We start from the raw sequence: 13067 nt of genomic DNA on the forward strand, positions 1-13067 counted from the left end.
AAAAGATTAACGTAGAGCTTCATCACCTTATTATTTAATGGCCTACCCACCTATCATTAAGTACCTTCAGTGCTATTTATCCACTGAATCTGTTGCTTCGTTTCCAAATTTCAGGAATTTTAAGCTATTTATCAAGAAGCTTTTTTTATTTGACCCTGTAATAGCAAGATGTCCAGTGCCTGGAACAATCCACAAGGAAGAGTTTGGAATATTTCTATGCAATTCGAACGCTGGATCAATTCCTAGTAATTCATCTTGATCCCCATTAATAATTAGTGTACTGAATTTAAAGGCCTTCAGGTCTTCATTTGTTAGACTGATTTGGTAATTGAGATTAGGATTGAACAAGGCATTAATTTGATCCTCTCCATGATAATGTGTTTTTTTTAGTTCTTCAGCATATTGTTTTGGTAGATTTTTGAATGATAGTGTTTTCTCACTGCTTACTTTGCTTCCATCATAGTTGCTAGCAGCACCAATAAGAATCATAGTCTGTATTTTCTCTGGATATGAATTAGCTAATTCAAGTAGCACTAAGCCCCCGAAGCTTAGCCCAATTGCATTTGTCTTTTCTATTTTTAGTTGGTTCAAGAGTTCCAGGATATCCTCTGCCGATTTTTGTATTGAGAAGTCAGTAGTTAATGGGGAAGTTTTTCCATGTCCGCGAAGATCTATTGAATAAACTTTAAAATGTTCAGCGAAGGTTGGTAGGTAATCTGACCAAAACCGCGAAGATTGTGTCCAGCCATGTAGCAGAAAAAGGGGCTCTCCCTCTCCACAGACTTCATAGTACAAGTTGATACCATTTACCTCTACAATAGCTTCTGTTTTAGAACATTGACCAAAACCTTGTTCCAAACATATTACCGTTAATGTGAAGAACGTTATTATTTTCATGCGAAAATGTAAAGTTGCTGGGTAGCTTGGTACATTATGTTCTAACCAAATAAGCTGTTATTAAATATACCATTTTTCTACTGACGTAGGGTTTGTCACTTATACTTATCATTCAAGCCCAGCTTATCCATGATCATCGGTTTAATTATATCCAATCGTTTTTGCTTGGTTTCCAGTCTTTTGGCTTCAGCGATATAATCGGCATACTCTCGCTTGCGAGAAGGCGTGAGGGAGTCGAATGCTTCAGAAAGCAGGCTATTAGATGCTAACACTTCCTTTAACTCATCAGGAATAATCAATGGCTTTTTCTCGGGCTTGATCTCTTTTCCATCCTTCTGATTTTGGATCGCTTCTTTGATGTAATCGAGGACAAGCTTTTCGTCAATGTCACCTACGGTTTCAAATCGCCATTGGCGCATGCCTTTAGTCTTCCCTTCCTGGGCGTTAATCAGCACATTGGCAGGATCTTTCAAAAACACCCCATTGAAAAACCATATTCCTGCATAGCTTTTAAAAGCGCCTATTCCTGCAACGTTTTTATTCTTCCAACAGTAGGTAGGGATGCCCCACTTCATCTTTTCTTCTAGTTCTGTGGACTGAAGAATGGATCGAAGCTTTTCCAGCAATGCACGGTATTCCTCATTCCATGAAAAATACTCCTCGGGTGTTTTAGCCATTTTCATAAATCAAAAATATCAATCCCGATCAAATTCAAAGTTTAGGTAAGCCGCTTTCAATTCTTGCAGTGCTTTTTGGTCTTCCTGCTGTTCTGCCAGTTTGATTCCTGTTTGAAATACCTCATCGGCCTCATCCCAGTTTTCATTTTCCCATAGCAGGTGAGCTGCCTTGAAGTAGGTTGGGAGATAGTCAGGATGGTCAGCTAACAAGGAACGAAGTAGGGATAGCGATTCTTCCAGCTGAGTCTCGTAGTACTCCATCGCTAAAGCATACTTATTGAACGGATTTGTGGGTTCTTCTGATATGAACTTTTTGAGGAGTGAGATCCGGTCTGAATTCATGAGACTAAATTACTTTTGAGAACACTCATAATAAAATATTTGTGATCCACGAAAACATGATTAGTCTTTAAGGTCGTCCCACCACTTTTAGTGGTGGGACGACTAGGCTTTCCAGAAAAAAAGAGACAAATGAAATATTCAAGAAGCATTATTATTTCACTAATTACCTTAATTACCACCTCCTCTTTTGCACAGGATGGGGATTCCACTGATTATTACTATCAAATTCCGGACTATCCTGAAGAATACAATGCCGGAACAGTTGTGGCACGGATGGTGGATGGCCTGGGCTTTCGGTATTATTGGGGAACGGAAGGATTAACTGCAGACGATCTGAACTTTCGGCCAAGTGAAGGTGCACGAAATGTGGAGGAGACCATCAATCATATTTTGTCTCTTACACAGATTCTGGTCAATGCGGTGAATGAAAAGCCATTTGAGGGAGTAAAAGTAGAAGGGCTTTCTTTTGAAGAGAAAAGAGACCTGACACTCGAGAATATCCGCCAGGCGAGCGAGACGCTAAAGAATGCGGACGGTGAAGACCTAGCCAGGTATAACATGGAGTTTCCTAGCGTGGAGTTTCCTTTCTGGAACCTGATCAACGGGCCCATTGCTGATGCGATTAATCATGTGGGCCAAATAATCACCTTCAGACGGACCAATGGAAATCCAATCAATCAGAACATCAGCGTGTTGCAGGGGAGGGTGAGAAATTAATTAATTGATATGCCGGACTTGATCCGGCATCTTCCGTTACTTCTTGATTGATTTAATAATCACCTCCGCATGTTCTCTGGAATTCTCTATAAACCAGGCATTGGTTTTTAGTCCACCACAAATTACTCCAGCGAGGTAGACACCCGGAACATTCGTCTCCATGGTTTTTTCATCGTAAACGGGTGTCTTAAATTCATCTGTCCCAATCTGCACACCCACATGCTTGAGAAAAGAAAAGTCCGGCTGATAGCCGGTCATGGCCAATACAAAATCATTAGGTATTGTCAGCTGTTCCTTTGGTGTCTGGATATCAATGGAGTGCTCTTCTATACGAGTGATGTTGCTTTCAAAATGCGCTGTGATTGACCCTTCAGCAATGCGATTATCGATATCTGGTTTTACCCAGTATTTGACTCGTGGATTAATCTCTTTTTCTCTGATCACCATAGTGACGGACTTAGCCCCTTTGCGATACACCTCCAACGCTACATCAACGGCAGAATTGGCTGCACCCACTACTGCAACATCCATATCATAGTAGGGGTGAGGTTCATCATAGTAGTGCTTCACTTTTGGCAAATCTTCACCCGGAGCATTCAGCATATAAGGCAGGTCATAAAACCCCGTAGCGATGATCAGATTTTTAGCAAGATAGGTTCTCCTGCTTGAATGGATGGTAAAGTGATCTTCATCTTTATTCACCTCTTCGATTCGTTCATAGAGATGTGTGTTGAGGTTCCATGAAGAGGCCACTCTCCGATAGTATTCCAGTGCTTCCGGTCGGGTAGGCTTAGGATTATGTGAAATAAATGGAATACCTCCAATCTCAAGTCGATCGGAGGTTGAGAAGAATGTCATGTTTCTCGGGTAGTTGTAAAGAGAATTTACAAGGCATCCCTTATCAACAATTGCGTAGGAAAGGGTTGCTTTTTCGCATGCTATGCCACATGCCAGACCAATGGGTCCCGCACCAACAATTAAGACATCAAGAACTTCGCTCATGCTGCGAAGGTAAATTCGGATAATAATTCATCATCACATCTTTATCTAAAACATTTATAGAATTTGCAAATCGATATGCATTAAAGCTATTTTATTAGGACATATAATATAATTAAAACCCACCCGATTCAATTTGATCAGGTGGGTATAAGTATATCAGAATACTATTTTTTGATAAATTTTGAAATTTCAATCCCTAAACTTGACTCTTTCCTTATTATATAAACACCTTCTTTTAAAGACGTAAGATCAATTCTCTGAGTAACCGGGCCAGTTTTAGTTTCTTGATAAACTATATTACCCGATGGGCCAGTAATTGTAATGGAGAAAGATTCAGTAGGTTGTATTTGTGTATTTGATATCTGGAAATTACCATCATTTATGCTTGGAAAAACCTTCATTTGCTTAAAAGGAGAAATTCCGTTTGGAGGAGCTACACCATTAGATGAATTCACTGCAATTGTTTTCATTACTTCGTTATTAGTTTCGTCTGATTCCTCAACTTCGTCTTCCCAATCCACCTCCATTTTAAGGATATAATCTAATGATGGGTTAAGAGAAGCACCATTTCCAAGTGGAATACTTATCGTTTTGGAATCTTCGGGGCTTATAAAACCAATATTGCCTGAAAAAATAACATCTTCGTTTGTCGGTGAGGAATTACTAGGATAAAGAAAAACTCTCCATTTTGGGTTGGGTTTAAAACTACCATTGTAAGATGCATCTCCAACATTTTTGATTTCAAAATCAGCATAATAGCTCTGTGAACTAATGTTGATTATATTAGGTGCGTAGGTAATATCAACAGTTAAATCAGGCGATCCAGACCCAGACCCAGGTCCAGAGTCATCATTACATGAGCCTAAAGATCCCCCGAGACGATATACATTTTTTAGATTATTATTTTCATTTAACTCGTTAATTATATCTTGGGAATCTGCTTCAAAACCCCAACTTTGAGGATCTAAATTAGATGCAGCAAGCCGAATTGCAATTTCTTTCTCTTGATTTGCTTGAATGCTTGGAATATAAGTTTGAAAAGATGAAGACTCTAAATAAAGAACCCCATGACATGCTGCTGAAGCAGCCGATCCAATATTTTTTACTTTCGCAATTATTTCAGTGTAGCATACACCATTACTTTCAAAAACATTGGCGTAAATTAATGTAGGTTTTAAATCAGGAAGGTTTGTTATATTATTGGCTTTTAAATGCAAACAACTTGAAAGCATTATAAAAATAATAGTGATGTGTTTATTCATAGTTTATAGATTAGTTATAAGCAAATATACTGATTATTTCAAATTGAAGTAATTTTAGTGATAGATTAAATGTAACGACTCTAGTCTAGTTCAACTTGGATTTCTCTCCTTAAAAAGAGATCCACAATAGGCCTCATGTAATCAAAAAGCTCAAATCTTCCTCTTTGGCCTGACTTATTCATTGTAATGGCAAAGACCAGGTTGTATTCAGGGTAAACGGCTAATAGTGCCATTCCCCCAACAGCCATTCCTCCATGATGGATTATCTCAACTTTTGTTTTACCACCAAAGTATCTTTCTGAGAAATCATGACGCCACCCAAGGGCATAGTTTTGTTCATTGATCGTATTGTCATTTAATCGTTGTGGGGTTATGAGCTCCTCGATGGTTGACTGATCTAAAAACGATGAATCCAGCAACGCATTACCAGCCCTAACAAGATCAGAAGGAGTAGAAATAAAGCCACCACCGGCCCATTTGTTGCTGAGGTTTACCTGAAAGGCTTCTTTATATTCCCCGTCGTTGGTTTCATAAGGTATTGCCTTGTTGGTTGATTCGCTCTTATCTGCTGCTGTGTTCTCCATCTGCAAAGGATCGAATACATATTCTCCCATATAGCTCAAAAAATTTCTGGCGGAAGCTTTTTCCATGGCGTAACTCAATGCCGTGTAGTTATATGAACTGTAGGAAAAAGATGCTCCTGGTTCAAATAGTAGATCATCCTTCTCAAATTGACCCAGGCTTGCTTCCACGCTCTCAAATTCTGCATTCCGATAGTATTCCCAGACCGGAAAACAAAAACATGCTCCATAGTTTCTTATTCCGGATTGATGAGAGGCCAATTGCCTGATTGAGATATCAGGTTTGTCTTGGAACAGTTCAGTGTAATATTGGATGGATGAGTCGAGATTAAGGGTTTCGTCTTCTACCATCTTTGCTAAACCCAGAGAGGACAATGCCTTAGAAACACTTCCGACCCGATATTTGGTGGAAGTATCTGCTGGTATTAGTTTCTCAAGATCCTGAAATCCCAACACATACGTGAAGGCCATTTTCCCCTGGATCATTACAGCAATCGAAAGAGAGGGTGACTCACTAATTTGCACTATGCTATCCAGGTGTAGCTTGGATGCGTGAATCGCGTCATAATACATGGGATCTTCAGTCCCTGTAAAGGTTTGTTTTTGGATGCTATCAGGCATTTGGTTCCAACCGAAATTCCAGTCAATTATTGGTTGGAACAGGGCATAGATTAACCAGGCAAGACTTGAAAGTCCTGCTAAAATCAGCAATTTTTTCATGATTAGTGTGTTTTTAAGCGTTCAGATTTGATGTACTCATACCCTTTGAAGAGAAGTATGACTTCTAGAATTATAGCAGGAATTAACATGATATATCCCATCAGAAACCCTATTACAATGAGAAAACAACCACCTGCTATTATTTCAACAATTCCGGCTGCCTTAGCTAAAATCCCCATGCCGTCCTGAAGCCTCATGAGTCCTATACCGATAAGGATACCAATTACACCAACTGACATGGATTCCCCAACACCAATCATAATCAGGTTTGCATCACTAATATCGAGGTATAATGAGGTGATATCAAGTAAAGTGATGAATGCAAATAAACCAATCATAATGTAGGAGGATACCTTTAATAGATAGTTATTGAAGTAATCCGAAAGCTTGATGAACCCATAAATGAAGATGGTGTATGAAATAAAATAAAGCAGTTTCATTGGAATGTAGAAAGCAGGGGATACATTGAGATCGCCTGATTCATACCTGTCAATTTCAAGTGCGCCATCAATAAAACCAACAACAAAATATACGATCCCTGCAATCCAGGCTGCTTGCAGCCACGACTGAAGTGAATTAAGGTATTCAGCTGATTTTGTGGGCTTTGTGTTTTCCTTGAAATCTTTAATATCTACCTCTAGTGCTGAAAGCAATATTTTCACCGTAGATATTCTGGGAGTTACTTCGCCAGACTCAATGCGCTGAATGGTTCTGACACTCACATTACATGCTTCTACTAATTCCTCTTGCGTCATATTTCTCTGTTGACGCAATTCAATCAGTTTTTGTCCTAGTTCGGGTTGTTTCATTTTTCGATCTTTTCAGCAATAGTATTTCGAAACTAAGTGCATTCGCAAAAAATCAGTTTACAATATACCCGTCATTTACCCGTCATTTACTGTAGGGGGCAAAAAACAAAAAAAAACCACCCCGGCAAAAGCTAGGGTGGTTTAACTATGACCATACGTATAGTATGAAGGGGATTCACTTAATACTTACGCTCTACCTTGCCTAAACCATGCTCTTTCTTAGTTACCTTTTTGGTGTTGCATTTAAAGAGAGTTTTGTCTCCACCATATATTTTACTTCAAGATTAGGAACAATCTTAATATCATCGATTTCCTGATTTTCCTAAGGAATGTATTCTCAATATGAGAATTTTGGTGTGATTTTCAGAAATAGAAAAAGGCGCAGTGTTAGCTGCGCCTTAGATTAAGATTTGAACAAGGATATTTAATACACGTACCCCAATGCAGTTTTATCGTCATTTGTAAACGGACGATCTCCTTCAGGGCTGCCGCAAGCTAGCATCCAGCTATTAGCACTTGGTCCTGTAGGAGTTCCGGGGATATGATTTGCACCAACTCCACCATCACCTTCATTGTCAGGTGAACCACCACAACTGTAGCTCCTATCCATGTAATCTGTGTGACGGAAGCCGATACAGTGTCCCATTTCGTGAGCGATTGTTGTAGCTAAACCATTGATATTAGAAACATTGTCATAATACCCTCTGGTCATTAAGATGGTACCATATGGATCTCCATTTTCCGGGAATCCTGCTGATCCCAAAATTCCAAACCAGTAATAATACCAAGGAGACGCTCTAATAGTGATGTCTGCTTGACTTGAGCTTGTTACTCGCTGAAAAGTAAGGTTTAGGTTTTCTGCATTGTACCGTGAAATAGCAATGTCAGTTGCTTGAGCATACTTGGTGGGCATGTTGCGCACATAAACGTTAATTGTACGTGGTGTACCACTTACTAAATTGTCAGTGTGGTAATGCTCTTCCACGGGCAGACCATCACTTGGAGCCATTTTCTCCAATTGATCCAGAGTGACCCGGATATCACCTTCAATAAAGAGTATGCCATTGTACATCTTTACTTCATCAGGGTTAAATCCAAGATCGGCAACTTTGGCCAAAACATCACTTGGCACTTCTTCAAGTTGTGGAGGTTGTTCTTCATTGCTGTCCTGGCATGACCATAGCATTGCCAGAGCAAGGGCGAAGACACCCAGCTTGCTTAATCTTCTCATAAAACATTAAAATTTGGTTCTTATTTTGAAGTTAAATAATTGCTTTGAATTATAAAACCATTGTGAAAGAAAATATTAAGAATGAGGCCTATGCACCAAATATTATTGGAAGGTATTTTATTTATTAATTCTGTTTTAGAAAAAGCAATTGATTTGCCTTCCCAAATTCTCCATAATTGCTAACTTCGAGGTTCGAAAAATTAGCTGGATTGAACCGTTTTACTTTCCGCTTGTTCTTTATAAAAACACTCAATTAGATAAATGAAATGAGCATGGTTTTGATATACGCCATTCAAGGATGAATATCACTCATGCGAATTCCATCGCGCCGGCGAACCGGTGACTATTTAAAAATTATTTATACACATGAAAATATTAGTTTGTATTACACATGTACCGGACACCACCTCCCGTATAGCTTTTACAGATGGTGACACGAAGTTTGATAAGAATGGAGTTCAATTCATCATCGGCCCATACGATGACTATGCACTTGCAAGAGCGGTTGAGCTCAAAGAGCAAACCGGAGGTAGCATCACTGTACTAAATGTAGGAGAAGCTGAAACTGAGCCAACGATTCGAAAAGCTTTAGCAATAGGTGCTGATGATGCGATACGAGTAAATGCATTTCCTGAAGATGCTTTATTTGTTGCCAAGCAAATCGCGGCTGTGGCTAAAGATGGTGAGTATGATTTAATACTTATGGGTCGGGAATCTATTGATTTCAATGGAGGACAGGTTCATGGAATGGTTGGAGAACTATTGGGTATTCCATCGGTTTCACCTGTGATGACATTAGATTTAGATGGTGAAACAGCTAAAATTTCCAGAGAGATAGAAGGAGGTAAGGAATACATGGAATTACCACTTCCATTTGTTGCTGGCTGCCAGGAGCCAATTGCTGAATGGAAAATTCCAAACATGCGAGGCATCATGAGTGCCAGAACCAAACCTTTGGAAGTAAAAGATCCAACGGGAGATGCTCCTAAAACGAAGGTTAGCAAGTTTGAACTACCTCCTGCAAAAGGGGATGTGAAGTTGGTAGAGCCTGATAATATGGATGAATTGGTTAATTTATTGAAGAACGAAGCAAAAGTGATATAACATGGCAGCATTAGCATTTGTAGAATTAGACGAAGGAAAAGTAAAGAAATCATCTTTAGAGGCTGTAAGCTATGCGCATGCTGTTGCCGGAGATGTTACCGCAATCGTTTTTGGTAAGACCGATGATATGGATTCAATAGGTCAAGCCGGAGCGAGTAAGGTTTTAAATGTAACTGATGAGAAACTGGCAGCTCCTAACATCATGGCATATGCTTCTGCAATTGCTGAAGCGATGAATCAGGAGGGCTCTGAATTATTAGTTTTGGCCAAAAGCTCCTTAGGTGATCCGGTTTCTGCGAGAGTATCTATAAAAGTAGATGCTTCATTGGCCTCCAATGTGGCTGACCTTCCGGATACTTCCAGTGGATATTCGGTAAAGAAAAGCATTTACACCGGTAAGGCTTTTGCAAATACAAATCTGGAAGGTGATAAAAAAATCATCATCATCAAGAAAAATGCAATAGCAGTCAAAGAAGATGGCGGTTCGCCAGAGGTAGTAGAGTTTTCGCCAACTATTAATGATTCAGATTTTACTGTAAAAACAACGAAAACTGAGAAAGCAGAAGGAGATATTTTACTTCCTGAAGCAGATTTGGTTGTTTCAGGTGGTAGAGGGCTTAAAGGACCTGAAAACTGGGGAATGATTGAAGAGCTTGCCAAAACACTTGGAGCTGCGACAGGGTGCAGTAAGCCGGTTTCAGACATGGACTGGAGGCCTCATCACGAGCACGTAGGACAAACGGGTATAAAAGTTAGCCCATCACTGTATATTGCTATTGGTATTTCAGGTGCTATTCAACATTTGGCGGGGGTGAACTCTTCCAAGTATATCCTTGTAATTAATAAGGATCCTGAAGCACCATTTTTCAAAGCTGCAGATTACGGTGTTGTAGGAGACGCGTTTGATGTAGTTCCAAAATTGACTGAAGCAATAAAGAAGGCACAGGGTTAATGTCCGGTGATAAAATAAAATTGGAGATATTGGGATTGTCGTCTAGTCAATCCCAATCTGGCTCTTTTGCACTTGTACTTGGTGAAGCTGGTGGAAACAGAAGGCTTCCCATCATCATAGGTATGTTTGAGGCACAGGCCATAGCCATTGAAATTGAGAAGATCGTTCCAAATCGGCCAATGACTCATGACCTCTTCAAGGCCTTTTCCCACAATTTTGAAATCTCTATAAAGGAAGTATACATCTCGGATCTAAAAGAGGGTGTTTTCTTTGCCCGAATTATTTGTGAGCATGATGGTAAGATTTTTGAAATTGACTCAAGGCCTTCAGATGCTATTGCAATTGGTTTAAGATTCAATGTGGATTTCTATACCAACGAGAGTATTCTTACGGAAGCAGGTATTGTGCTTACGGATGAATACGAAGAGGAGATAGCTCAAAAAGAGGTGCATAAACCTGAAAAAACAAGTATCGAAGACCTTTCCTCAAGTGAGCTGGAAAAGCTTTTGAATGATGCCCTGGATAAGGAAGACTATGAAAAGGCGGCTCGAATACGTGATGTTCTGAATAAGCGTAATTGATGGACTACATAAGGGGGATAGTTGGTCTCATAAGTCTGGTTGTAATAGCCTGGGCACTTTCCAAAAACAGAAAGCAAGTAGACTTTAGACTGGTAGGTATTGGCATTGTCATTCAGGTAATCATCGGTTTGATGATTGCGAATGTGGAGTTTGTCAATCAACTTTTTTCCTGGGTTAGTGCCGGTTTCGTAAAGTTTCTAAACTTCGGATTGAAGGGCGCTGAGTTTCTCTATGGAGATTTGGCGAAGAATAGTGAGGCAGTAGATGCTAAGCACAATCTTGGATTTCTTTTTGTTTTTCAGGCTCTTCCAACCGTTATTTTCTTTTCAGCCGTAACAGCTGGTCTTTACTACTTAGGGTTACTTCAAAAGATTGTCTATGGATTCGCATGGATCATGGCTAAAACAATGAGGTTGTCCGGAGCAGAAAGCTTATCTGCAGCCGGCAATATTTTCCTTGGACAGACGGAAGCCCCTTTACTCGTACGTCCATTTATCGGGAAAATGACAAAATCGGAACTCAACTGTCTGATGACGGGAGGGATGGCAACTATCGCAGGTAGTGTGTTGGGAGCCTATGTGTCTTTCCTTGGTGGTGGTGATCCGGAACAGCAACAAATTTTTGCTACCTATCTTTTGAGTGCTTCGATTATGAATGCACCTGCAGCCATAGTAATGGCAAAGATTTTTCTTCCTGAAAACGAACCTGAAAAAATTGATGGCAGCCTGAAAGTAAATAAGGAAAACATTGGAGTGAACCTAGTTGACGCTTTAGCACGAGGAGCGTCTGACGGTGTGAAACTTGCGCTTAACATTGCTGGAATGCTTCTGGCATTTATTGCTGTGATTTTTGCTTTAAACTGGATATTGGTAGATGGAATAGGGGAGCTGTTCGGACTAAATGAAATGGTCATTAGATCCACTGATGGTGCGTTTGAAGGATTTTCCCTTCAGTATATACTTGGCCAAATCTTTAGGGTGTTTGCCTTCATAATGGGTGTTGACTGGGCAGAAACAATCAAGGTTGGTAGTTTACTTGGACAGAAAACAGTAATTAATGAATTCGTAGCTTACCTTAGCCTAGCTGATATGAAAAGTGCAGGTTTGCTGTCAGAAAAGGCCATAATAATTTCCACGTATGCGCTATGTGGGTTTGCAAATTTTAGCTCAATCGCAATTCAGATTGGTGGGATTGGTGGAATGGCTCCTAACCGACAAGCAGATCTTTCAAAATTAGGGTTAAGAGCACTCGTGGCTGCCACACTTGCAACGATGATGACGGCTACAATTGCAGGTGCATTGTTTGGATAACATTATCAATTATGAAAAAAATACTAATACTATCTTCAGTTTTCGTTCTTCTTTTTACTGTGAGCTGTAAGGATGATGAAACGACTCTTACAGAGGAACAACAACTAGCTGCTGACATTGAACTAATTGACAGTTACCTTGCAAGCAACAATATCGATGCACAAATTCACGAGTCTGAAATAAGGTACGTCGTAGAAAAAGAGGGTGATGGAGAATCGCCGACAGCTGAAAGTAGTGTTATTGTTAAATATCAGGGCAGACTTCTTGATGGTACGATTTTCGATTTAAATACACTGGGGATTCATTTCGACCTTTCCCTTTTAATTGAGTCATGGAAATTAATTCTACCGGAAATCAAGGAAGGCGGTAAAGTAACGCTTTACACCCCATCAAAGTATGGGTATGGAAGAAACGGTAATGGGCTAATTCCTCCAAACACAGTATTAATCTTTGAAATTGAACTTGTTTCATTGGTGAGACCTGAGGGCCAGCAGTGGGCGATTGATATTGCTAAAATTGATGAATATCTTGAAAGCAATAATATTACTGCAGAAGTTCACCAATCAGGAATTAGATATCAGGTTATTGAAGAGGGAACAGGGATTAGTCCTACTTTATCAGATTTGATCACTGTAAATTTTGTTGGATCATTTTTAGATAATGATGAAGTTTTTGATGAGGGTAGCAATGAAGGTTTTCGTCTGAATAACATGATTGATGCTTGGCAAACCATGGTTCCTACAATGAAAGAGGGCGGTAAAATTATCATTTACGCACCCTCGGAATACTGTTTTGGGAATATTGGTAACAAGATCAATATTCCTCCAAATGCAATTCTTATTTTCGAAATAGAATTGTTGAATGTAAGAAGTTGATTTTTGA

14 protein-coding genes are annotated in these 13067 nt (G+C 39.7%); 6 read left to right on the forward strand and 8 right to left on the reverse strand.

The genetic code is table 11. The annotated features are described in order from the left end of the window. Positions 1 to 72: 72 nt before the first annotated feature. The 3 genes from ACQK2H_RS09945 to ACQK2H_RS09955 all read right to left on the reverse strand — a co-directional run bounded on the left by ACQK2H_RS09945 (position 73) and on the right by ACQK2H_RS09955 (position 1916). Positions 73 to 897, reverse strand: a complete 825-nt coding sequence (locus ACQK2H_RS09945) for an alpha/beta fold hydrolase (RefSeq protein WP_425391288.1) — start codon at positions 895 to 897, stop codon at positions 73 to 75. 95 nt (positions 898 to 992) lie between these two features. Next, positions 993 to 1574, reverse strand: a complete 582-nt coding sequence (locus ACQK2H_RS09950; protein ID WP_425391289.1) for a YdeI/OmpD-associated family protein — start codon at positions 1572 to 1574, stop codon at positions 993 to 995. Positions 1575 to 1592: 18 nt separating this feature from the next. Beyond that, positions 1593 to 1916 carry a tetratricopeptide repeat protein gene (locus tag ACQK2H_RS09955; protein WP_425391290.1) on the reverse strand — a complete coding sequence of 108 codons (324 nt, stop codon included), beginning with the start codon at positions 1914 to 1916 and terminating at the stop codon, positions 1593 to 1595. Between the two features lie 129 nt (positions 1917 to 2045). Between ACQK2H_RS09955 and ACQK2H_RS09960 the strand changes: the two genes are divergently transcribed. After that, positions 2046 to 2633, forward strand: coding sequence for a DinB family protein (locus ACQK2H_RS09960; RefSeq protein ID WP_425391291.1), 588 nt, complete (start codon positions 2046 to 2048; stop codon positions 2631 to 2633). 36 nt (positions 2634 to 2669) lie between these two features. Here ACQK2H_RS09960 and ACQK2H_RS09965 read toward each other — a convergent pair whose 3' ends face one another. The 5 genes from ACQK2H_RS09965 to ACQK2H_RS09985 all read right to left on the reverse strand — a co-directional run bounded on the left by ACQK2H_RS09965 (position 2670) and on the right by ACQK2H_RS09985 (position 8238). Beyond that, a complete protein-coding gene (locus ACQK2H_RS09965; RefSeq protein WP_425391292.1) occupies positions 2670 to 3635 on the reverse strand; it encodes a YpdA family putative bacillithiol disulfide reductase in 966 nt (321 codons plus the stop codon). A gap of 164 nt (positions 3636 to 3799) precedes the next feature. Continuing rightward, positions 3800 to 4897, reverse strand: a complete 1098-nt coding sequence (locus tag ACQK2H_RS09970; RefSeq protein WP_425391293.1) for a T9SS type A sorting domain-containing protein — start codon at positions 4895 to 4897, stop codon at positions 3800 to 3802. Positions 4898 to 4977: 80 nt separating this feature from the next. Further along, positions 4978 to 6198 carry a serine hydrolase domain-containing protein gene (locus ACQK2H_RS09975; protein ID WP_425391294.1) on the reverse strand — a complete coding sequence of 407 codons (1221 nt, stop codon included), beginning with the start codon at positions 6196 to 6198 and terminating at the stop codon, positions 4978 to 4980. A gap of 2 nt (positions 6199 to 6200) precedes the next feature. Further along, complete coding sequence (locus ACQK2H_RS09980) at positions 6201 to 7007, reverse strand: helix-turn-helix domain-containing protein (protein ID WP_425391295.1); 807 nt, start codon at positions 7005 to 7007, stop codon at positions 6201 to 6203. Positions 7008 to 7431: 424 nt separating this feature from the next. Next, entirely contained in the window at positions 7432 to 8238 is an 807-nt protein-coding gene (locus ACQK2H_RS09985) for a M57 family metalloprotease (RefSeq protein ID WP_425391296.1), read from the reverse strand. A gap of 366 nt (positions 8239 to 8604) precedes the next feature. Between ACQK2H_RS09985 and ACQK2H_RS09990 the strand changes: the two genes are divergently transcribed. From ACQK2H_RS09990 to ACQK2H_RS10010, 5 genes are read left to right on the forward strand one after another with little or no spacing between them, the layout of a single operon-like run. After that, on the forward strand, positions 8605 to 9342 hold the full coding sequence (locus tag ACQK2H_RS09990) for an electron transfer flavoprotein subunit beta/FixA family protein (protein WP_425391297.1): 738 nt from the start codon (positions 8605 to 8607) through the stop codon (positions 9340 to 9342). A gap of 1 nt (position 9343) precedes the next feature. Beyond that, positions 9344 to 10294, forward strand: coding sequence for an electron transfer flavoprotein subunit alpha/FixB family protein (locus ACQK2H_RS09995; protein ID WP_425391298.1), 951 nt, complete (start codon positions 9344 to 9346; stop codon positions 10292 to 10294). Continuing rightward, positions 10294 to 10875: a bifunctional nuclease domain-containing protein gene (locus tag ACQK2H_RS10000; protein WP_425391299.1), complete on the forward strand. Its 582-nt coding sequence runs from the start codon at positions 10294 to 10296 to the stop codon at positions 10873 to 10875. The genes ACQK2H_RS09995 and ACQK2H_RS10000 overlap by 1 nt, the downstream gene beginning before the upstream one ends. After that, positions 10875 to 12185, forward strand: a complete 1311-nt coding sequence (locus ACQK2H_RS10005) for a NupC/NupG family nucleoside CNT transporter (RefSeq protein ID WP_425391300.1) — start codon at positions 10875 to 10877, stop codon at positions 12183 to 12185. The genes ACQK2H_RS10000 and ACQK2H_RS10005 overlap by 1 nt, the downstream gene beginning before the upstream one ends. 11 nt (positions 12186 to 12196) lie before the next feature. Further along, a complete protein-coding gene (locus ACQK2H_RS10010) occupies positions 12197 to 13060 on the forward strand; it encodes an FKBP-type peptidyl-prolyl cis-trans isomerase (protein WP_425391301.1) in 864 nt (287 codons plus the stop codon). Positions 13061 to 13067 lie beyond the last annotated feature (7 nt).

It is taken from the genome of Ekhidna sp., assembly GCF_965228795.1.
Lineage (GTDB): Bacteria > Bacteroidota > Bacteroidia > Cytophagales > Cyclobacteriaceae > Ekhidna.